Source organism: Paenimyroides baculatum (assembly GCF_008629655.1).
In the GTDB taxonomy this organism is placed as follows: Bacteria; Bacteroidota; Bacteroidia; order Flavobacteriales; family Flavobacteriaceae; genus Flavobacterium; species Flavobacterium baculatum.
In genome coordinates this window covers 34,086-53,643 of sequence record NZ_VWSG01000015.1, presented here as the reverse complement: position 1 = coordinate 53,643, position 19,558 = coordinate 34,086, and the positions used below count along the sequence as shown (strand labels likewise).

At 34.2% G+C, this 19,558-nt stretch carries 22 protein-coding genes, 3 tRNA genes and 1 pseudogene; 8 read left to right on the top strand and 18 right to left on the bottom strand.

Annotated features, from left to right (window positions below):
• Window positions 1-51: 51 nt before the first annotated feature.
• The 13 genes from F0460_RS14805 to F0460_RS14745 form a co-directional block, all read right to left on the bottom strand.
• A complete protein-coding gene (locus tag F0460_RS14805) occupies window positions 52-813 on the bottom strand; it encodes a hypothetical protein (RefSeq protein WP_150014611.1) in 762 nt (253 codons plus the stop codon).
• 217 nt (window positions 814-1,030) lie between these two features.
• Window positions 1,031-1,279 carry a hypothetical protein gene (locus F0460_RS14800; RefSeq protein WP_150014609.1) on the bottom strand — a complete coding sequence of 83 codons (249 nt, stop codon included), beginning with the start codon at window positions 1,277-1,279 and terminating at the stop codon, window positions 1,031-1,033.
• Between the two features lie 32 nt (window positions 1,280-1,311).
• Entirely contained in the window at window positions 1,312-2,295 is a 984-nt protein-coding gene (locus F0460_RS14795) for a DUF3871 family protein (protein ID WP_150014607.1), read from the bottom strand.
• Window positions 2,296-2,307: 12 nt separating this feature from the next.
• The gene (locus tag F0460_RS14790; protein WP_150014605.1) at window positions 2,308-3,165 is read right to left on the bottom strand and encodes an AAA family ATPase; all 858 of its coding nucleotides are present in this window, start codon (window positions 3,163-3,165) and stop codon (window positions 2,308-2,310) included.
• 433 nt (window positions 3,166-3,598) lie between these two features.
• Entirely contained in the window at window positions 3,599-3,787 is a 189-nt protein-coding gene (locus F0460_RS14785) for a hypothetical protein (RefSeq protein ID WP_150014603.1), read from the bottom strand.
• A gap of 5 nt (window positions 3,788-3,792) precedes the next feature.
• On the bottom strand, window positions 3,793-4,608 hold the full coding sequence (locus F0460_RS14780; protein ID WP_150014601.1) for a hypothetical protein: 816 nt from the start codon (window positions 4,606-4,608) through the stop codon (window positions 3,793-3,795).
• A 3-nt stretch (window positions 4,609-4,611) separates the two neighbouring features.
• A complete protein-coding gene (locus F0460_RS14775; RefSeq protein ID WP_150014599.1) occupies window positions 4,612-5,040 on the bottom strand; it encodes a hypothetical protein in 429 nt (142 codons plus the stop codon).
• Window positions 5,041-5,343: 303 nt separating this feature from the next.
• The gene (locus F0460_RS14770) at window positions 5,344-6,549 is read right to left on the bottom strand and encodes a site-specific integrase (RefSeq protein WP_150014597.1); all 1,206 of its coding nucleotides are present in this window, start codon (window positions 6,547-6,549) and stop codon (window positions 5,344-5,346) included.
• 223 nt (window positions 6,550-6,772) lie between these two features.
• Window positions 6,773-6,846: transfer RNA gene (locus F0460_RS14765), tRNA-Asn, on the bottom strand.
• 40 nt (window positions 6,847-6,886) lie between these two features.
• Window positions 6,887-6,960: transfer RNA gene (locus F0460_RS14760), tRNA-Asn, on the bottom strand.
• Between the two features lie 61 nt (window positions 6,961-7,021).
• Window positions 7,022-7,095 (bottom strand) — tRNA-Asn (locus F0460_RS14755).
• Window positions 7,096-7,178: 83 nt separating this feature from the next.
• The gene (gene rseP, locus F0460_RS14750) at window positions 7,179-8,522 is read right to left on the bottom strand and encodes an RIP metalloprotease RseP (protein ID WP_150014595.1); all 1,344 of its coding nucleotides are present in this window, start codon (window positions 8,520-8,522) and stop codon (window positions 7,179-7,181) included.
• 76 nt (window positions 8,523-8,598) lie between these two features.
• The gene (locus tag F0460_RS14745) at window positions 8,599-10,518 is read right to left on the bottom strand and encodes a M1 family aminopeptidase (protein ID WP_150014593.1); all 1,920 of its coding nucleotides are present in this window, start codon (window positions 10,516-10,518) and stop codon (window positions 8,599-8,601) included.
• Between the two features lie 134 nt (window positions 10,519-10,652).
• Between F0460_RS14745 and serS the strand changes: the two genes are divergently transcribed.
• The 6 genes from serS to F0460_RS14715 all read left to right on the top strand — a co-directional run bounded on the left by serS (window position 10,653) and on the right by F0460_RS14715 (window position 15,421).
• A complete protein-coding gene (serS, locus tag F0460_RS14740; RefSeq protein WP_150014591.1) occupies window positions 10,653-11,924 on the top strand; it encodes a serine--tRNA ligase in 1,272 nt (423 codons plus the stop codon).
• 136 nt (window positions 11,925-12,060) lie between these two features.
• On the top strand, window positions 12,061-12,375 hold the full coding sequence (locus tag F0460_RS14735) for a DUF4286 family protein (protein WP_150014589.1): 315 nt from the start codon (window positions 12,061-12,063) through the stop codon (window positions 12,373-12,375).
• The gene (gene rsmA, locus F0460_RS14730; RefSeq protein ID WP_150014587.1) at window positions 12,368-13,153 is read left to right on the top strand and encodes a 16S rRNA (adenine(1518)-N(6)/adenine(1519)-N(6))-dimethyltransferase RsmA; all 786 of its coding nucleotides are present in this window, start codon (window positions 12,368-12,370) and stop codon (window positions 13,151-13,153) included. Before F0460_RS14735 ends, rsmA begins: the two co-directional genes overlap by 8 nt.
• Entirely contained in the window at window positions 13,143-14,495 is a 1,353-nt protein-coding gene (gene mgtE, locus F0460_RS14725) for a magnesium transporter (RefSeq protein WP_150014585.1), read from the top strand. The genes rsmA and mgtE overlap by 11 nt, the downstream gene beginning before the upstream one ends.
• A gap of 96 nt (window positions 14,496-14,591) precedes the next feature.
• Window positions 14,592-14,951 (top strand): VOC family protein, encoded by a 360-nt coding sequence (locus F0460_RS14720; protein ID WP_150014583.1) that lies wholly within the window; start codon window positions 14,592-14,594, stop codon window positions 14,949-14,951.
• Window positions 14,952-14,956: 5 nt separating this feature from the next.
• The gene (locus F0460_RS14715; protein ID WP_150014581.1) at window positions 14,957-15,421 is read left to right on the top strand and encodes a MarR family winged helix-turn-helix transcriptional regulator; all 465 of its coding nucleotides are present in this window, start codon (window positions 14,957-14,959) and stop codon (window positions 15,419-15,421) included.
• 65 nt (window positions 15,422-15,486) lie between these two features.
• On the opposite strand, the gene F0460_RS14710 is transcribed toward F0460_RS14715, so the two are convergent.
• The 5 genes from F0460_RS14710 to F0460_RS14690 are packed head-to-tail and all read right to left on the bottom strand — an operon-like array spanning window position 15,487 to window position 18,042.
• Window positions 15,487-15,855 (bottom strand): hypothetical protein, encoded by a 369-nt coding sequence (locus F0460_RS14710; protein WP_150014579.1) that lies wholly within the window; start codon window positions 15,853-15,855, stop codon window positions 15,487-15,489.
• Between the two features lie 11 nt (window positions 15,856-15,866).
• Window positions 15,867-16,211 carry a hypothetical protein gene (locus F0460_RS14705; protein ID WP_150014577.1) on the bottom strand — a complete coding sequence of 115 codons (345 nt, stop codon included), beginning with the start codon at window positions 16,209-16,211 and terminating at the stop codon, window positions 15,867-15,869.
• Window positions 16,208-17,116, bottom strand: coding sequence for a TIGR01777 family oxidoreductase (locus F0460_RS14700; protein WP_150014575.1), 909 nt, complete (start codon window positions 17,114-17,116; stop codon window positions 16,208-16,210). Before F0460_RS14700 ends, F0460_RS14705 begins: the two co-directional genes overlap by 4 nt.
• Before the next feature lie 11 nt (window positions 17,117-17,127).
• The gene (locus F0460_RS14695) at window positions 17,128-17,478 is read right to left on the bottom strand and encodes a hypothetical protein (RefSeq protein ID WP_150014573.1); all 351 of its coding nucleotides are present in this window, start codon (window positions 17,476-17,478) and stop codon (window positions 17,128-17,130) included.
• 60 nt (window positions 17,479-17,538) lie between these two features.
• Window positions 17,539-18,042: a GbsR/MarR family transcriptional regulator gene (locus tag F0460_RS14690; protein ID WP_150014571.1), complete on the bottom strand. Its 504-nt coding sequence runs from the start codon at window positions 18,040-18,042 to the stop codon at window positions 17,539-17,541.
• 139 nt (window positions 18,043-18,181) lie between these two features.
• Here F0460_RS14690 and F0460_RS14685 point away from each other — a divergent pair.
• Window positions 18,182-19,123: pseudogene (locus F0460_RS14685) on the top strand (2-hydroxyacid dehydrogenase); the annotation flags it as partial.
• Complete coding sequence (locus F0460_RS16330; RefSeq protein WP_262714210.1) at window positions 19,100-19,525, top strand: TM2 domain-containing protein; 426 nt, start codon at window positions 19,100-19,102, stop codon at window positions 19,523-19,525. The pseudogene F0460_RS14685 and the gene F0460_RS16330, both read left to right, overlap by 24 nt.
• Window positions 19,526-19,558: the final 33 nt, after the last annotated feature.

The window sequence follows — 19,558 nt, the reverse complement described above, 5'->3', positions numbered from 1 at the left end:
TCTGGTAACGGCAAAAAAAAATTCCTCTATTTTGCAGAGGAAATACAAGGCTTAATATTTTGAAAATTTTTTAAATAAATCGCTTAATCTCTTTTCAGACCTATCATTTAGCTTATTTACGTTTTTGAGATCGTTTAATCTTTTGTTTAAACTATCTAATGACGAAACTTCTCCTTCATGATTTTCAACACAAAAGCTACGCTCTAGAAATCGACCTAATTCTGCATCGGATATAAAATCAATCACTTTTTGAGTTCGTAAAAAATGAAAAAATGTAACTAAATCTGTCTCATTCCATTTGTGCAAAGCCAATTTATCTATTTTCAAATACTTATCGTTATATAGTGTTGGAGAATTGATTGCAAACTCAATCTGACATAATTGTGATTTTAATTCAGTAAGCAACCTAAAATCAATAAAATTGAATTGGTTAATATTATCAATTATAGACGCCACACGTTTTTTTCCTTCGTTTAGGAACTTACGTCTATCTTTTTGACTTTCTAATAAATCTTCACGAATGTAATTGTAAAAATCGTTTAAGTAATTAGATGATAATTTATGAATTATCGTCCCTAAGTAAGTCTTATAAAAATAAAGTTTTTGCATTGTGAATGAGATTCCATTAGGATCTTCCGAATATGATAAAGGCACTTGTTCTTCAATGTAGAAGTCCTCTTTTTTCAAAGCTCTTTCAAAAGATGGAAAGAACTCTGAATTCATACTATACACAAAATCTTGTTTTAGAAAGTCTATTTGTAAATCTATAAATGATTCTCTATCTATAAAGTAATCGATTAAAAAAGGTTTCATTATTTATATGTTTAAAGCAAATATAAACATTTAGTAATTTTGAGCTCTTGAATAGATACCCCTAACTTTTTGCAAAAAAAGTTGACTTATCAAAAAAATAAGACTGAAGCCTATAGAACTTCAGTCTTGTATGGTTAAACGTTTTCAGTGGTTATTTGTTTGACCTGTAACCGTCTCAAAAGTTTTGCATCAAAATACAGCATAACAGGTTGTTTAATTATAATATCTCAAAGGATTTGTACAGATAGTAACTGTTGTTTATCTGATACACAGTTTCTAATCTGATGGAGATTTTAACGCTTAAAACCTCGTATCTAGAGCCTTGTTGCACATTCCCTATAGTTTCTGTTGCTTCAACAATAAAAGGGCATTCAAGCTTAATTAAATGCCCCAAATAGTCAACAACATACAGTTCGTTTGAGTAGGTTAAATGTATCTGTTGTAGCAGTTTTTCGTATTCATTCATTAGAACGCTTATTCATATAAAAGCTATTATTATTAGTCTAGATACCAATTGCTAACTTCGTTTGCTTTAAAATTAGTTAGGTATTGTATAAACTCGTATGCATTGGCATTACGCTCAAAGTTGACATCTATGTACGTGCTTTTGTTTGCTTCGGTAAATAAGTTGTATAAATTCCAGAAGTTAATTGTACCATCATCAGCTTTCATAAAGTCAATATCTGTATGATAATCTTTTACAATAGAGTTAATCTGTGTCTCTGTAATAGTGATAGGAAACAACTGCTTTTTAGCTTCTTTTGATTGGTAATTGTACATTTTCATTTTACCAACTAAATGAGCAAACTCTTCTTCGGATATTTTATGATTCAACATAGACTTCATTGTATTTACATGAGATTGTCTATCATAAGAATTAAATAGTTCATATACTTTTTGTTTCAATTCCATAGTAGAACTCACACGTAAATCAGCTTTCAATCCATCGGTTGCAATACATAGATTGGTACAAACGGTATTTTGATAACCTACAAATACCTTAAACTTCTCAATAGACTTCTTACTGAACAAATTCTCTTGATTGTATGCTCTTACACCGCCTACACATAGATTGATACGGTTTCCATTGATTACCTCGTAGATTTCAGGTATTTCAAATACAAATGCCATACGTTCGTAATAGATGGTTTTCTCGTGCTCTAACAGTTCTTTTGCAGGTTTACCAATTGCACTTGGGATTCTGCCTTTAATTACATGAGACACACGTATATCAAGTTTTAAATGTGCGTTATGTCCTAATATTTCGTGTAAAGCATCTTGAACAGTATTCACGAATTCATAATGACTAATTGTAGTTTCGTTATCTTTTGCGAATACAGGTATTATACATTCTTCTTTTAAATGAGAAAGGCTAACATTTACCGTGTTAGCCTCTATAAATCTTGTTTTTGATGTGTTTTCGATTTTTGAATCTTCGATGATTTCCATTACAGGAGTGTTTCTTACTGCTAATAGTTCCATAATAATTTTGTTTTAGATGTTAATAATGTTGTCTGAAATGATTTGATTTGGTGTAAATTCTAATTCTGTTTTACGCTTTAGAATGTCTTCGTAAATATCTTTACGTTGGTCAATGTACTTGTTGTACAATTGTTTTAAATCTTCTTCATTGGTAGCTTGATAAATCTGTAGTTTGATTTGATCTAACGATTTACCCTGTTTGCACCAATCAGATAGTTTTTTACCTGTTGATGAATTAATCACAAATTCGGGTTTACCTGCAAATAAGCCTGTACGGTCTTTTGAAGCATTTACTAGATTTCTATCGTTCAAAAATTCAAAGTTTACGGTTAATTCATACTCATAACCCTCACGAGTAATTTCTTTCATACCTACTTTGGATACTTTTGTTTTACCGTTAGAATCTTGGTCGATACTGTAATCTACTTTTCTACGTGATGTAGTAATTACATGGCATTTAGATTGTATAATAGCATCTAAAAACGCATTATGTCTTGGAGTAACTTTCGCCCAATCGTTGAATCTGCCACCCAGCATTTCGTGAATTTCCAAACAGCCACCTTTACCTTGCCACTCGTGACTGATAGAGTCAACGATAATTACCTCCATATCTGCGTTTTCACAGACTTTAATTGCTTCAATGTATCTTTCTGGAGCGAACGGTTCTTGTAGTGCTAATACGTTAAATTCCCCTAAATGAGAATAAAGGCTTGCGCTGTTGTTTTCGGTGTCAATGATGGCAATTTTAGTCCAATCCTCTGTGATGCCATAGGCTAATAGTAAGGCTGAATATGATTTTCCGTAGCCACTAGGACCCGATAGTCCAATTCTTAATTTTACTTGATGTCTTTGTGCTTTTTGTAATTGCATAGTTTCTTAATTTTAGATAGTTAATTTAAATTTTGAGTACAAAAAATCCCTTCGAGCGTGAGCGAGAAGGGATCGAATTTTTTTAGCTTTTAATACATCTAAAAGCTTCAAGAAGCTACAATAACCTCTCATGATTTCAAAAGGTATAATGTAGCTTGAACTATTAACAACTACTGTAGCGTATTAAGTTTTAGTTAAAATTGCTTTGAACTTTAGCAATTGATAATGGTATAGAATTTAATTGAATACAATTATTTTAAGAAACCTTTTGTTAATCAAGGACTTCCAAGGTATGTTTGAATTAAAAAGCTACGAATTAACTACCTAAAATGGTGGTTGTCTATTAGAAGCACGGGGGCATCCCAATTTAAAAGCAAACAGGGGGCTACCTATTAGATAACTCCCCGTTTGCATTGGTTTATGATTTTTAGATTTAGGAATCTTTCTTAATAACGAATATGTAAAATAGATAACCTAAAACAGCAATAGTAGTCATAAAACCAATAGAATAAATTAAGTCATTCAGCGCATCATCAAATCCCTTTCCTCTTATTAAATCACCACTAATCCAAAAAAGAACAATTCCGCATACCAACAATATATATTTTAAAAACTTAGGCATAGAATTTATTTATAATATACTATTTCGCGTTCGGTTATTTTAAAAGGTTTTCTTTCTGATGAGTCCTCTGAATATACAATCTCTTTTATCCAATTTTCTTTCTCATCATATTCATATTCAAAGCTTGATAAAATATCTACATGAGCAAATTTATCTATACTGACAAATCGCATTTTAGAACGATCTCCTTTATCATTATACCAAAATTCAGTTGTAGAGTTGTGTTCACTCCCATTCTCAATTAAATAGCTTTTGGATTCAGTTACTTGTCGATCTTTATTGTATTTATAGGTTTCTTTTCCTATTAACTCCCCATTTGCATTATATGTATTCTGTTCGATATTAAGGTTGTTTTCGTTATATGTGTATGTAACCTTAGTTTCAAATAAGCCTTCAGTTGAATACTTATTTTCTTCCACTCTAAAACCTCGTTCATTGTACGTATAAGTACTTTTACTTGACCTCTTAATCTTATCCCCTTTATTTGATCCTATTTCAAAAGCGAATATACTCTCATTCATATTTCCTTTTTCATCATACTTATAGAAGCTTGTGCCAACTTTTAGTTCTTCCGTATTGAATATATGCATTTCAGTAACAAATCCATTTTCGTCAAACATTTCTTTGTAAAAATCTTCTATAGTAGTTTTAACAGCTTTTCCAAATTTTTCTTCTGCTTCAAAGCTTTTTACTGTTATAGATTTCACCTTACCTTTTACATTTAATTCATCTAAATCTGTTAGTCTTTTGTCGTTTAGATTGGTACAGCTACTAAGTAAAAGTGTTATAGCCGAGAAGATTGTAAGTAGTCTTGTTTTCATTTTTTATTTATTTTTATTACCATTTGTTACACTATCTTTAAATTGACTTGCTTCTGCATAGCTATTAAATGCAAAAGTTTCCTTTTTTTGAATTGAATGTAATTCCATACCATAACGATTTCTACATTTTTTTTCCAACTGATCTTGAAGTTGGTATTTAATATCTTCATTAAAATTATTAAACATCTCGATTTCAGACCAATATAAAACGTCGTCAGTTCCTTTAAAAAAACCTTTCTTACCATAACCATTGTCTATGGTGTAGGCTCCTATTTTACATTCTATTACTGTCCAAGTATAAACAGCTTGATTCCGTGTGAATAATTCATTTTTCAGACTTTCATTCTCGAGCTTTAAATCTTCTAACTCCCTGTCTTTACAAGAGTTTAATGATATTAAAACAAGTCCTATCATTAATATTTTTTTAGTCATAACTTAAATTTTAAGCATAAAAAAACGTGAGCTATTCCAATTGCTTGTTCAGATCGCCCGACCAAAGGCTGCATTACAAAGCAAAAAGGAACGCCCACGAAACCGTAGGCGCTTCCACTTTCACTTCCCTGTAATGCTTGAAAAAAAATTGGTCGTATTTTCTGAACAGGAAATTTTAAAGCGAAACGCTAATATTTTAATATGTTAGTTATCTTTTATAAATTCATTTATACTTTTTAGATTTTAAATAATGTCTTTCACTAGACCTTACAAACTTATTAAAAATTGTTAAACATTTGATTATCATTTCAAGATTTTACTTAATCTAATCATTGTTTCACTCACTTTCTTATTAGATAGTCTAGCATAACTTTCTTGAGTTACTTTAATACTTGAATGTCCTAATAATTCTGAAACTATTTCAATAGGTACATCATTGTAAAGCAATACGGTACTCGCAAAGGTTTTACGTGCTATGTGGTGTGTAAGGTTCTTTTCAATTCCAACAATATCTGCAATTTCTTTTAAATAAGAATTGAATTTTTGGTTGGTAACTTTTGGAAATATCAAACCTTCTCCACCTAAATAATCACGCATTATTTCAACTGCTTTAGGTAACAATGGTACTCTGTATGATTTACTAGTTTTCTTACGATCAACAACCAACCATAATTCCTTATCGAAACCACGCTCTATATTTTTTGCAGATAAAGTTGACATTTCATAATAAGGTAATCCTGTATAACAGCAAAACACAAATAGGTTTCGTACCAAATTCAATTTTGGTTGAGAAATTGTGTAATCTTCAAGAATTTGTAATTCTTCTTGGTTCAAAAAAACTACTTCTTTCTTAACCAATACTGCTTTGTGTAACGCAAAAGGTGTTTTACGTATCATTCCTTCATTTTCAGCATGCATCATAACTTTTTTGAAACGTTGTACTACTTTGTGAATAGTTGGATTCGCAAGGTCTTTCACAGTTTTAAGATAGAATTCATATTCTTGAATAAAGAATAGGTTAATATCTCGCAGTAATAAATCTTGTTGATCATATTTCCAATTAATAAAAGATTTGAGATGCATTAAAGAATTCTCAAATTTCTTCCATGTAGATTGCTCCATATCTTTACCAACTAATCTTTTTATTTTTAGTAAGTAATCTTGAAAATATTCTACAGTATGAAGTATTCCACCTTTTGAAGTACCCATATAGACATTATAAATATCATATACAGTGAAGATCTCTTTATCTAACACCAATTCTGAGTATGTGGCTAATAAATCGCGATACACCTTATTTAGATGTGTATTGATATTTTTAGCGTAGGTGGTTTTAGTGGTAACTATTTGAAGTTTAGCATTCCAGTCGTTTTCTGAAGCTAAGAATCCTGTAGAGAATTCTTTACGTTTACCATTGTAAGTTATTCTACAAATGAGAGGACACATTCCCCGCATATTCATTTTAGCTTTGCTTAAAACGAATAAGATTTTTACCTGATTGAAGTTCATAATCAATATTTTAAAATGTTAAAAAATTGACGTAACTATTTGATTTTCACAGGACACCTGATACATTTTGGGACACCTAGTTTTTAAAACCTCATCCACCGAACTTTACACCTTTTACTTTTAAACTACCTTAGTATTTTCTGCAATGAAAGTTGATGAACCCAGCAAAACCTTTTTAAACAACAAAAAAGCCTCACATTTCTGTAAGGCTTTGTATATTTTGCTCCCCCTCTTGGGCTCGAACCAAGGACCCTCTGATTAACAGTCAGATGCTCTAACCAACTGAGCTAAGGAGGAAACTTAAAATATTAAAATTGTTCACTGCTTTCGCAATTTGCTCCCCCTCTTGGGCTCGAACCAAGGACCCTCTGATTAACAGTCAGATGCTCTAACCAACTGAGCTAAGGAGGAAACTTAAATTTTAAGTTTTCTATTTTGCAATAAAATTAAGGTGTTGCTTTTGACAACTTTGCTCCCCCTCTTGGGCTCGAACCAAGGACCCTCTGATTAACAGTCAGATGCTCTAACCAACTGAGCTAAGGAGGAAGGTGTGTTACCTTTATTGCGATGCAAATATAGAACGATTTTTCCTTTTTGCAAACACCTTTTTTAAAAAATCGTTATTTTTTTTACTTGCCTGTTAAGGCTTTGAATATATCGTTTCCGTTTGCGAACAACAACAAAGCAATAAGTATAACAAAACCAACTGTTTGTGCATATTCCAAGAACTTATCGCTTGGTTTTCTGCCCGAAATCATTTCGTATAATAAGAACAATACGTGACCACCGTCTAACGCAGGTATCGGTAATAAATTCATTACACCTAACATAATTGATAAAAACGCGGTGATACTCCAGAACATTTCCCAACTCCAAGTATTAGGAAAAACATCGAATATCGCTTTAAATCCACCTACACCTTTATATGCACCTGTATCAGGATTTACAATCATTTTTAACTGCTTACCATAACCCACTAACTGATCAACACCTGTTTGTAAACCAATCGGAATCGACTCTAAAAAACTGTGGTGATTGGTAGTTAGCTTAAACAAGCCCAATTTTTCGGCATCTTTGTTCGATATCATGGCAGGTGCAACACCAATTTTTCCGTTTTTATCTACTTTTAATGTAACGTTCTGTGCAACTTCATCTCTTTTTATTACAGCTGGTAACGTTTGATTGGCAAAAGGCTTTAAAAACCCTTCCATTTGATCGTAATAAGTAATTGTAGTTCCGTTAATCGATACTATAAAATCACGTTCTTTTAAAACTTCTTTGTTAAGCGAGTTATCTTCAAAACCAGCTACAATGAAAGGCATACGGGGTACAATTAACTTACCACCTTTATCCTCTATAATTCCTTTTACAAAATCAACTGGTAGTTTAAGCTCTTGCTCTACACCGTTTCGGTTTACCACCAATTCTTTAGCGGTTAGCATCTTTGCCTGCGCTTTATCAAATCGTACTAATTTTTCACCATCAATAGATACAATTTTATCTCCTGATTGCATGCCTGCTGCTTTTAAATCATCGGATATTACCCAAACACCATCTTTTAAACTCTCATTTGCTACGAAACGGTCACCGTAAAACCAAGTCATTCCAATATAGATTACGAATGCCAATATAAAGTTTACGGTTACACCACCCAACATAATGATTAAACGTTGCCATGCCGGTTTTGAACGGAATTCCCACGGTTGCGGATCCTGTTTCAATTGGTCGGTATCCATGCTTTCATCGATCATTCCGGCAATTTTCACATAACCGCCCAATGGCAACCAACCGATTCCGTAAACGGTTTCACCGACTTTCTTTTTGAATAATGAGAATTTTATATCGAAGAAAAGGTAGAACTTTTCTACTCGTGTTTTAAATAATTTTGCCGGGATAAAGTGCCCCAACTCGTGCAATACAATTAATAAGGATAAACTTAATAAAAACTGCGATAATTTAACTAATACGTCCATTAATTACAATACTTTCATTTTGTGTTGCACAAATGTACTATTTTAAGGTTACTATTTGGCAAACAACGGGTTCATTTTAATTTTTTATAATTTTTTTATGATAGGTTTTTTCGGCTGTTTTGATTTCCAGCACATACATACCGCTTGCCAATTGTTCTGACGGATACGGATTGCTGATGTTCTGCGCTACCAGTTTTCCGCTTACGCTGTAAAGATTCATGGCATCGACTTTCATTTTTTGAGGAATTTCTACCTGAAAAGTTGTTTCAGTTGGGTTCGGAAATACTTTTAATTCTTCTGCCACAGGATTTGAAACTTCTTTAAAAGTTACCTGATTGTCTTTACTTACAATATCGTTAAAAGGATTTATTTCGATACCACTTACCGTCCCCACATTGGTATCTACCACAAACTGCTGATTATTTTGCGTATGGTGCAAGACTACGTTTTCTGTTTGTCCGTTACTGCCTGTTAAGCGCAAAGTAACCGGCATTTCGAAAAACGATACACCTGCATGCGATGAAATTTGAGAAAGGGTAATTTTTGTTTGTGTTGCCGATACTATTTCTGCATTTACCTGATACGAAGGGTATCCTTCGCCATAGATCCAATCGTTAAAAAATTCGGTAAGATTTTTGCCTGATGCTGCTTCCAGATGCTGTTTTACCTGCGTGGTAACTGCATAATTATAGGCAATTGCGGGATCGTTCAAGAAATTGCGCATTCCCTGGTAAAAATCCTCATCGCCCAAAACATAGCGCAACATGTGCACCACCATAGATCCTTTGTTATACGTTAAACGTCCGCTGAAAATTCGATCCGAATCCAACGCCTGTGCGTCGGTTAAATATACATTACCTGCGGGTGCCGATGTAATACTGTTGATTTTTCCGCCTTTCCAGCTATCAAATTGATTTTGTCCGTCTAAATGTTCCACAACCAAGCCCGCCATGTATTCTGCAAAACCTTCGTTAATCCAGATATCTTTCCAGCTTCCGCAGGTAACTTTGTTTCCAAACCAATGGTGTGCCAGTTCATGAGCGATTAATCCGCGGGAAAATCCACCCATAAAAGAAACGGTAGTATGTTCCATTCCTCCACCCCATCCAAATTCGGCATGACCGTATTTTTCGGTATGATACGGATACGTTCCAAACAACTCTTCAAAAACATCCATAATTGGCAAGGTAACCGCCAGTTGACTCACGCTTGAATTATAATTTTCGGGATACAGATAGTTAACCACCGGAAATGTATTTGGTGTTGTGCCCGCTGTTTGATTATAAATCTGATAATCGGTAACTGCAATGGCTACCAAATATGCTGGAATTGGAAAATTGTGTTTAAAATGCGTGGTTTTTGTACCGTTGTTATTTGTAACCTGCGACTGCTCTACCCCATTTGCAACCGAAACCATTGCTGTTGGTGCAGTAAGGTAAATATCAATTGCATCTACTTTATCGTTTAGCGACTGTTTGCAAGGCCACCAATCTTTGGCTCCGAAAGGTTCAGAAAGTGTCCAGATAATCGGGGTATTGTTATGATAACTCTGCGTAAAGGCTTCGTTATCGTTTGGCGGTGTACCTGCATAGGTTATTTTAACTTCGCCCTGTGTGCCAGACGCCACTGTTTGCGGAAGCTGTATTACCAGTTCGTTATTAGACTGCGTAAACGTAGCAGACTGCGAACCTTGTGTTACCGCACTAACCGTAAGCTCATGACTTAAATCGAAAACAATGGTCTGTAAATTCTGATTGGGCACAAACTGCGTTGTAACCGTACCGCTTATATAATATTGAGATGGATCTACTTTCAGTTCCAGTTTCTGGTGTTTTACATCGTAGTTAAACGTGTTGGGATTCTGCTTAAATGCCAAACGTTTTTCTGCCGCCTGCTTTTCGTACAAACGGTATTCGTCTTGTGTATTAGCTGTGATTTGTGCCACCGAAGACAAGGTAAACAAACCGCAAGCCAGAACAAAAAATGCTCTTTTCATAAAGATACTAATTTGCGTAAAAATACTATTATTTCTTTGAAGTTCAACCACATTGAAACCAAAGAATTATTAACGCAATAGTTACCTATTCACAAAGAATTTATGTAAATTTGCCGTTTAACAATTATTTATTTATGTTACAGATAGCTTACATTAGAGAAAATCAGGAACAAGTGGTTAAAGCCCTTGCAAAAAGAAATCTTGATGCTACTGAAATGATTCAAAAAGTTATAGACTTGGATGAACAACGCAGAGCAACACAGGTTGAATTAGACAACATCTTGGCAGAATCGAACAAGCTATCCAAAGAAATTGGTGATTTAATGCGTAACGGCGAAAAATCTAAAGCCGAAATCTTAAAAGAAAAAACAGCAAAGCTTAAAGATAAAACTGCCGATTTAAAAGAAGTTTTAAACAGCGTTACCGAAGAGCTTACGCAAGAATTATACAAATTACCAAATACACCGGCAGATATTGTTCCGCAGGGAAAAAGTGCAGATGATAATTTAAATATTTTTCAATCGGGCGATATTCCAACATTGCATGAAGGTGCCGTACCGCATTGGGATCTTATTAAAAAATACGACATTGTTGATTTTGAATTAGGAACAAAAATTACAGCTCCGGGTTTCCCTGTGTATAAAGGTAAAGGTGCCAAATTACAACGTGCGCTGATCAGTTATTTTTTAGATAAAAATACCGATGCCGGCTATAAAGAATATCAGGTTCCACATTTAATTAACGAAGCATCAGGCTACGGCACGGGTCAGTTACCTGATAAAGAAGGACAAATGTACCATGATGCTAAAGACGATTTATATTTAATTCCAACAGCCGAAGTTCCGGTTACAAACATTTTTCGTGATGTTATTTTACAGGAAAATGAATTGCCTGTTCTTGCAACAGCTTACACACCATGTTTCCGTAGAGAAGCAGGATCTTGGGGAGCACACGTTCGCGGTTTAAACCGTTTACACCAGTTTGACAAGGTGGAGATTGTACGTATTGAACATCCAGAAAAATCGTACGAAGCGTTAGAAGGAATGGTTGAGCACGTAAAAGAAATTTTGAATGAATTAAAACTACCATACCGTATTTTACGATTATGTGGTGGCGATATGGGCTTTACATCTGCCTTAACTTATGATTTCGAAGTTTTTTCAACAGCGCAAGATCGTTGGTTAGAAATTTCGTCGGTATCAAATTTTGAAACATTTCAGGCAAACCGCTTAAAGTTACGCTTTAAAGGCAAAGACGGAAAAACACAGCTTGCGCATACCTTAAACGGTTCGTCGTTGGCTTTACCCCGCGTATTGGCAGGTATTTTAGAAAATTACCAAACACCCGAGGGTATTGTGATACCCGATGTGTTAAAACCTTACTGCGGATTCGATATTATTAATTAATTTTAAAAAGGAATAACAACTTTAATGTCATTTCGAATGTAGCAGAGCGAAAAAAGAATCTTTAAGATTTCAGAAAAATCACTTTGCTTCACTTGAAATGACATTGGTTTTTAAACAAATCCTAACACTACAAACTATGATTATTTACAATGTTACCATAAATATAGACGAGTCTGTTCACGAACAATGGCTTAACTGGATGCAAACCAAACACATTAAAGAAATGCTGAACACCGGTTGTTTTAAATCGGCACGTTTGGTAAAGGTTTTGGTTGATGAAGATATGGGCGGCGTTACCTATTCTGTACAATATTTTGCAGAAAATCAGGCAGCGTTAGATGATTACAAAAACAATCATGCCCCATTATTGCGCAGCGAAGGTTTACAGCTTTTTGCAGATAAAATGCTTACGTTCCGCACCGATCTTGAAATAATCAGCGAACATGAATAATTCTGACAAAGTAAAGGCAAAAAAGCATCTTGGTCAGCACTTTTTAAATGATGAAAGTGTTGCAAAGAATATTGCCGATACACTAACACTGAACGGTTACGATAAAGTGTTGGAAATTGGCCCGGGAATGGGCGTGCTTACAAAGTACATTCTAGAAAAACCGGTTGAAACTTTTGTAGTTGAAATTGATAAAGAATCGGTTGATTATCTTGAAAAACATTACCCAAAGTTAAACAATCACATTATTGGCGAAGATTTTTTAAAGTATAATTTAAAGAAGATTTTTAACGACGATCAGTTCGCCATCATAGGAAACTTTCCGTACAACATTTCCACACAGATTGTTTTCAGGGCTTTAGAAATGCGCGATCAGATACCGGAATTTTCGGGAATGTTTCAGAAGGAAGTTGCTGCACGTATTTGCGAGAAAAAAGGCAGTAAAACCTATGGAATACTTTCGGTTTTGGCACAGGCTTTTTACGATACCGAATATCTTTTTACCGTATCAGAACACGTTTTTACACCGCCGCCAAAAGTAAAATCGGGCGTAATGCGAATGATCCGCAAAGAAAATTACAGCCTGCCGTGCAACGAAAAACTGTTTTATACCGTAGTAAAATCGGCATTTAACCAGCGTAGAAAAACTATGCGCAACAGTTTAAAAAGTTTTATATCAGAAGAAATTAAAGACGATGAAGTTTTTAACCTTCGTCCCGAACAATTAAGTGTGGAAGAATTCATCGCACTTACACAAAAAATAGAAGCGTATGCAATTTAAAATCAGCAAAGAATTTATCCAAGAGATCGAAGGCTTAATTGCCGAAAAAAACGAACGCGAAATACTTCGCAGGCTCGAGGATATTCACTTTGCTGATATTGCAGAACTGATGAACGAATTAGACGGCGAAGATGCAGGTTATCTTTTCCGTATTATTGAATCGGAAACCAGTTCTGAAATTCTATTAGAATTAGACGAAGAAGTTCGTGAAAAAATCTTAAACAACCTTTCTGCCAAAGAAATTGCCGAAGAGTTAGACGAAATGGATACCGATGATGCGGTGGATATTATCGCCGAACTGTCGGAAGAAATGAAAGATGAGGTAATCTCGGAATTAGAAGATTTTGAACACGCTAAAGACATTGTTGAACTTTTGCGGTACGATGAAGATACTGCCGGCGGTTTAATGGCGAAAGAATACATTCAGGTAAATGAAAACTGGAATGTATTAACGTGTATTCAGGAAATTCGCAAACAGGCAGAAAACGTATCGCGCGTACATTCTATTTACGTGGTTGATGACGAAGACCGCTTAAAAGGTCGTTTGTCGTTAAAAGATCTTATTACCTCATCAACTACCACCCAAATCAAAGAAATCTATATTCCTAAAGTAGATTCTGTCAAGGTTGATACCGAAGATACCGAAGTTGCGCGCATTATGCAGAAGTACGATTTAGAAGCCATTCCCGTTGTTGATGAAACCGGACGTTTGGTAGGTCGTATCACCATTGACGATATCGTTGACGTTATTAAAGACGAAGCCGATCGTGATTACCAAATGGCTGCGGGTATCTCTCAAGACGTTGAGGCAGATGACAGCATTTGGGAACTTACAAAAGCACGTTTACCTTGGCTGCTTTTGGCATTAATTGGGAGTTTTATTGCCGTAAACGTAGCGCAAAGTTTTAGCGATGCCATGGAAAAATATGCTACCTTATTTTTCTTTACACCTTTGGTTGCCGCAATGGCAGGAAATGTGGGTGTGCAATCATCGGCAATCGTAGTACAAGGTTTGGCGAATAACAGTTTGTCAGGATCACTTTGGAAACGCTTGGGTAAAGAAATGTTACTGGCTCTTTTAAACAGTACCGTTTTAGCAGTTTTACTGCTTTTGGCAACGCATTTTTTAATGGGAACAACTTACGAAATATCTTCAACCATTGTTTTGGCATTGGTTACCGTAATGATACTTGCCAGTTTAATTGGAACGTTTATTCCGATTATGCTTGATAAATACGGTATTGATCCCGCAATTGCAACCGGACCGTTTATCACCACCAGCAACGATATTTTTGGTATCTTGATTTACTTTACCATTGCAAAAATCATTTTAGGGTTTTAATTTAAAAATACTTTTTTTTTACTCTTTAAAAAAACATTTGCATATTGTTGTCGCGTATATTATATTTGCAACTACAATTCTAAATCATACTATAAAATGATACAACTAACATTTGCTTCATTACAGGTAAAAAACCTAGAAGCTTCAAAAGAATTTTACACCAATAAATTAGGTTTTGAAATTGACAATTCAAATCCGCAAGCTTGCGTTTTTAAGTATAATAAAGGGCAAGCAAGTTTTGCCATTCGTACACCTTTGGAACCTTTAGAAGAAAGAGAATTAGGTGTTGGCGTAGCATTATGGTTTGCCGTTAGCGAAAATGTAGAAGAATTGAAAGAAAAACTTATCTCAAACGGCGTAAATAATGCGGGACCAATAATTGAAACACCTTTTGGTAGAGCTTTTCATGTAAAAGATATCGATGGATATAAACTTACTTTTCTAGAATCAAAATAACAGCTGTGGCAAAGAAAATAGAGTTCAAATTTAAAAGCTCAAGCGAAAGTTCAGGTTATCTTTTGGGTCAGTTGACAACATTATTGCAACGAAAGCATAAAAAAGTTTTAGATCCACTAAACCTAACTCAGACTCAATTTGTTTTGTTGGCAGCGTTAGGATGGTTGTCTAAAGAAAACGACCATGTTACACAAATAGATATTGCCAATCAAGGGAATGCTGATAGAATGATGGTTTCTAAAGTTTTAAGAACTCTGGAAGAAAAAGAATTTATCCGTCGGCAAGAACACCCTACCGACACAAGAGCTAAAGTCATCGAGCTAACAAATACAGGATCTATCATTCTACAAAAAGCACTAACTGCAATTGAAGAAGCAGATATTGAATTTTTTAAATCATTAGGAGAAAATCAAACATTGTTCAATAAAAACATGCTTAAAATAATCAATCAAAATAAAGATCTAAGTTAATCGCTTTCATTTAACTGAATCAAAAAAAATCCCAATGATCTAAATTCATTGGGATTTTTTGTCTTCTATTGAACTGCTGCCGCCTGACTGGCTTTGCGTTTTCCTCTGAAAAAGAAATACAGGTTTATAAAAAGCATCAATCCTAAATAAATAGAAAATGCTCCGATTTTGTAACTCAATTTTTCAATAAGCAACTGGTAACTGTCGTTATACAGATTCATCTGTAAAATCATCAAAGCAAAGCCAATGTTCAGAAGATAAAATCCGGTTTCAAACAATTTATTGGTAGCAAAGGCAATTTCTTCCCTTCCTTTAAAAATATCCAACATATAAACTTTACTGTTTTTAAAAAGCGTTTTAGACACATAATAAGTTAAAAACAACGCTATAGGCAGATAGACTGCGTAACCGATTAAAATTTTGATAGTTTCCATAATTTACAGCTTTAAATTAATTTTTTGATATAGTTTGTAAGTAATAAAATATTTAGATAGTGCATAATTGCTATAATCAAGATAATGAGAGATGTTTTTAGACTGATGATCTCAACCAACTGCGTAAAACTCTGTATTTTTTCCCACGAAATGATGGTCATGGTGCAATACCCAATGTTCAGCAAATAATAACCGATTAACAGCAAATGATTGATCTTTTTACACAAGTATTCATGGTTTGGAATTAATTGCGATACAAAGACATTTCCATTCTGATAACAAATCCGTCCGACTTTCACGATGATTAAAAAAGTGATCGTGAAATACAAGAAATAGGCAATAATGTTATAGTTCATGACAACAGATTTTTAAAGGCTTTTTCCAGATCATGATATTCAAATACAAAACCGTTTTCGGTTAAGCGTTTAGGAATTACGTTTCTACTTTTCAAAACCAATTCCGGTTCGGTTTGAATAATTTTTGCACCAATCTGTAAAAGCGTTTTAGAAACAGGAATTCCAAAAGGAATACCCACAGCTTTTCGGAGTTTCCTCATAAAATCATCATTTCGTTCAGGCTTAGGTGAAACAACATTGACGCTTCCTGTCATTTTATTATTGATTATAAAAGCGATTGCTCTGGCAAAATCTAATTCATGAATCCAGCTAACAAATTGATTCCCGCTTCCGTTCTTCCCTCCAAATCCTAATTGAGTTAATCTTTTTAAAGGGATAAATGCACCGCCATTTTTACCTAAAACAATTGAAGTTCTAACAGCCGTTTTCAATGTTTTATCAGTATGTACTTCGTAAAATACCTTTTCCCACGATTTAGCAACGTTCATAGAAAAATCATCACCAATTTCGCCTGAATATTCATCCATCTGTTTGTCTTCGGAATGTCTGTAAATAGTCGCTGTAGATGTATTTATAAAATGTTTTGGGGGATTTTTACACTTCAAGACCGCTTCATTCAACACTCGGGTACTATCAATACGCGAAGAAAGTATTGTAGCTTTATTTTCTGGAGTATATCTGCAATCAACCGATTTCCCTGCTAAATTTATCAGCACATCGGCATTTTCCAATACTTCTTCCCAACCCGTCAGCGAATTCGCGTTCCAATGAACAAACTGTATATTATTTTTCTTTTCTGATTTTCCACGAGTTAGTACTATAATTTCTTGATACGATCCTTTAAAAAAATCAATTAAGACGGTTCCTAAAAAACCGGTTCCTGCTGCAATGACCATTTTTTTCATATTCTCTTTTCTTAAAATTCATTATTTGTACGACTGTAAATCAGTATAGATAAATACACTGCTAAACAAGGTGGTATCCAAAGTAGCAAATAACCAAAATCATAAAGATCAAATGAATGAACTATGAACCATAGCACAAAGAATAAAACAACTGCTACAATATAGATTTGATAGTGAATGTTTTCAGGAAATTTTCTCAATAGAGAAAGTCCCAGCATCACTTGAACAAAGCCTGTGAACATAGTTGAAAACAATGCATAACCTATGAATTCACCTGCACTATCTTGCTTTATTATTCCTATTAGCATAAGCATAATCGGAATACCTACTGCTATGGTATTTAATATTTTAATTGCTTTCATAATTTAAATTATTTTAAAGTTTCAGAAATATTTGAAAGTTTTGTTTAAATTTTTTTAATTCTATTTCATTATTTTAATCACCAGCTTTGCCAGCCAATTGTCTTTATATTCGGTTACTTTATCTAAAACATTATCGGCTTTTAAAACAAAATCGTACAATTTACCTGTTTGCTCTACAAAGTGTTTTTCTTCTTCGGTCTTATTTGTTTTAATGGTAGAAACTTCTTTTAATACCTTTAAAGCAGGTTTAATTTCGCGTTTGCTTCGCTCCTTCGCAATTTTTACCGCCAATTCGTCTAAATCTTTCTCCGCAATAAAAAACTCTTTTCGTTCGCCCGGTTTGTATTCTTTGTACACAATTCCCCAATCCATTAAAGCTCTTAAATTCATAGAAGCATTTCCACGCGAAATCTGCAATTCTTCCATAATATCTTCCATAGAAACCGCTTCGGTAGAAATCATTAACAGTGCATGAATCTGTGCCATGGTTTTATTAATACCCCATTGCGAACCTAAAGCTCCCCATGATTGTACAAATTTATTTTTTGCTTCTTTGAATTCCATAGATCAAATGTATAACAAAGTTTTTAAACTTTCAAAAAAAGATGAAAGTTTATTTAAAATTATTTTAAATCGATTTAATGAAATTTTTATCTAATTTAGTTTGATAAAATTCACTTACCGAATAAGATTATATACATAAATGAAAATATTACACCTTGATAAAAACCATCCGTTGCTAATTGAACAGTTAACAGCTGCAGGTTTTGAAAACGATGAAAATTACTACGCTCCAAAAGATGCAATTGAACAAATAATCCATCAGTATGACGGTATTGTTTTACGTAGCCGATTTAAGATCGATAAAGCTTTTTTAGATGCAGCTACAAACCTGAAATTCATTGGAAGGGTTGGTGCCGGATTAGAAAATATCGATTGCGATTATGCCAAACAAAAAGGTATTAAACTGATTGCAGCTCCTGAAGGTAACAAAACTGCCGTTGCAGAACATGCTTTGGGCATGCTTTTAAACCTTACAAACAAATTATCGTACGTGGATAAAGAAGTACGCAACGGTGTTTGGAAACGTGAAGAAAACCGAGGCATTGAAATTGAAGGCAAAACTGTTGGTATTATTGGTTATGGCAATATGGGAAAAGCCTTTGCCCAACGTTTAAAAGGCTTTAACTGTAAGGTAATTTGTTACGATATTAAACCGCACATGGGCGATGCAAATGCACAGCAGGTTTCGTTAGATTATTTACAACTGCACAGTGATATTGTGAGCTTGCACACGCCTGAAACTCCCGAAACGCATCATTACGTAAATAAAGATTTTATCAATGGTTTTGCAAAATCATTTTGGTTGATAAACACAGCACGCGGAAAATCGGTTTGTACAGATGATTTGGTTGATGCTTTAAAATCGGGCAAAATTAAAGGTGCAGGATTGGATGTATTGGAATACGAAAAATCATCGTTCGAAAATATGTTTACAGATAATGAACTTCCTGATGCTTTCATATATCTGATATCTGCCGAAAACGTATTGTTATCGCCCCATATTGCAGGCTGGACAATGGAAAGCAAAGAAAAACTGGCGCAGGTTATTGTTGATAAAATAATTGCTAATTTCAGTACAGATCGTAAAGCTTCAAAAATAGAATATGCGAATTCAATAGATCAAAAAGAGGAAAAATGGCATACAGGATCAACAAACAACAACACCTCACAGAACTATAATCAGTATAAAAATCATCAGCCAAATCAATATAATCAAGAGGCGTACAATAAAAAAATACTTGCGGGTGTTTTGGCAATCGTTTTAGGACATATCGGTGTTCATAAATTTGTTTTAGGATATACTACCGAAGGTATTCTGCTATTGGTTTTAGGTTTGGTAGGCTACACCATGTGTATTTTTATAGGATATTACATGTTGTTAGTAGGATTTGCTATTGGTTTGATTGAAGGGATAATTTATCTTACAAAGACCGATAATGATTTCTATGACACCTACATTCTTAATAAGAAACCTTGGTTTTAATAAACAAAAAAGCGAGCAGATGCTCGCTTTTTT

What these genes read in the sequence shown, in the direction of transcription:
- F0460_RS14805 (WP_150014611.1), bottom strand. Translation starts at nt 813, where the DNA reads ATGAAACCTTTTTTAATCGATTACTTTATAGATAGAGAATCATTTATA.
- F0460_RS14800 (WP_150014609.1), bottom strand. Translation starts at nt 1,279, where the DNA reads ATGAATGAATACGAAAAACTGCTACAACAGATACATTTAACCTACTCA.
- F0460_RS14795 (WP_150014607.1), bottom strand. Translation starts at nt 2,295, where the DNA reads ATGGAACTATTAGCAGTAAGAAACACTCCTGTAATGGAAATCATCGAA.
- F0460_RS14790 (WP_150014605.1), bottom strand. Translation starts at nt 3,165, where the DNA reads ATGCAATTACAAAAAGCACAAAGACATCAAGTAAAATTAAGAATTGGA.
- F0460_RS14785 (WP_150014603.1), bottom strand. Translation starts at nt 3,787, where the DNA reads ATGCCTAAGTTTTTAAAATATATATTGTTGGTATGCGGAATTGTTCTT.
- F0460_RS14780 (WP_150014601.1), bottom strand. Translation starts at nt 4,608, where the DNA reads ATGAAAACAAGACTACTTACAATCTTCTCGGCTATAACACTTTTACTT.
- F0460_RS14775 (WP_150014599.1), bottom strand. Translation starts at nt 5,040, where the DNA reads ATGACTAAAAAAATATTAATGATAGGACTTGTTTTAATATCATTAAAC.
- F0460_RS14770 (WP_150014597.1), bottom strand. Translation starts at nt 6,549, where the DNA reads ATGAACTTCAATCAGGTAAAAATCTTATTCGTTTTAAGCAAAGCTAAA.
- rseP (WP_150014595.1), bottom strand. Translation starts at nt 8,522, where the DNA reads ATGGACGTATTAGTTAAATTATCGCAGTTTTTATTAAGTTTATCCTTA.
- F0460_RS14745 (WP_150014593.1), bottom strand. Translation starts at nt 10,518, where the DNA reads ATGAAAAGAGCATTTTTTGTTCTGGCTTGCGGTTTGTTTACCTTGTCT.
- serS (WP_150014591.1), top strand. Translation starts at nt 10,653, where the DNA reads ATGTTACAGATAGCTTACATTAGAGAAAATCAGGAACAAGTGGTTAAA.
- F0460_RS14735 (WP_150014589.1), top strand. Translation starts at nt 12,061, where the DNA reads ATGATTATTTACAATGTTACCATAAATATAGACGAGTCTGTTCACGAA.
- rsmA (WP_150014587.1), top strand. Translation starts at nt 12,368, where the DNA reads ATGAATAATTCTGACAAAGTAAAGGCAAAAAAGCATCTTGGTCAGCAC.
- mgtE (WP_150014585.1), top strand. Translation starts at nt 13,143, where the DNA reads ATGCAATTTAAAATCAGCAAAGAATTTATCCAAGAGATCGAAGGCTTA.
- F0460_RS14720 (WP_150014583.1), top strand. Translation starts at nt 14,592, where the DNA reads ATGATACAACTAACATTTGCTTCATTACAGGTAAAAAACCTAGAAGCT.
- F0460_RS14710 (WP_150014579.1), bottom strand. Translation starts at nt 15,855, where the DNA reads ATGGAAACTATCAAAATTTTAATCGGTTACGCAGTCTATCTGCCTATA.
- F0460_RS14705 (WP_150014577.1), bottom strand. Translation starts at nt 16,211, where the DNA reads ATGAACTATAACATTATTGCCTATTTCTTGTATTTCACGATCACTTTT.
- F0460_RS14700 (WP_150014575.1), bottom strand. Translation starts at nt 17,116, where the DNA reads ATGAAAAAAATGGTCATTGCAGCAGGAACCGGTTTTTTAGGAACCGTC.
- F0460_RS14695 (WP_150014573.1), bottom strand. Translation starts at nt 17,478, where the DNA reads ATGAAAGCAATTAAAATATTAAATACCATAGCAGTAGGTATTCCGATT.
- F0460_RS14690 (WP_150014571.1), bottom strand. Translation starts at nt 18,042, where the DNA reads ATGGAATTCAAAGAAGCAAAAAATAAATTTGTACAATCATGGGGAGCT.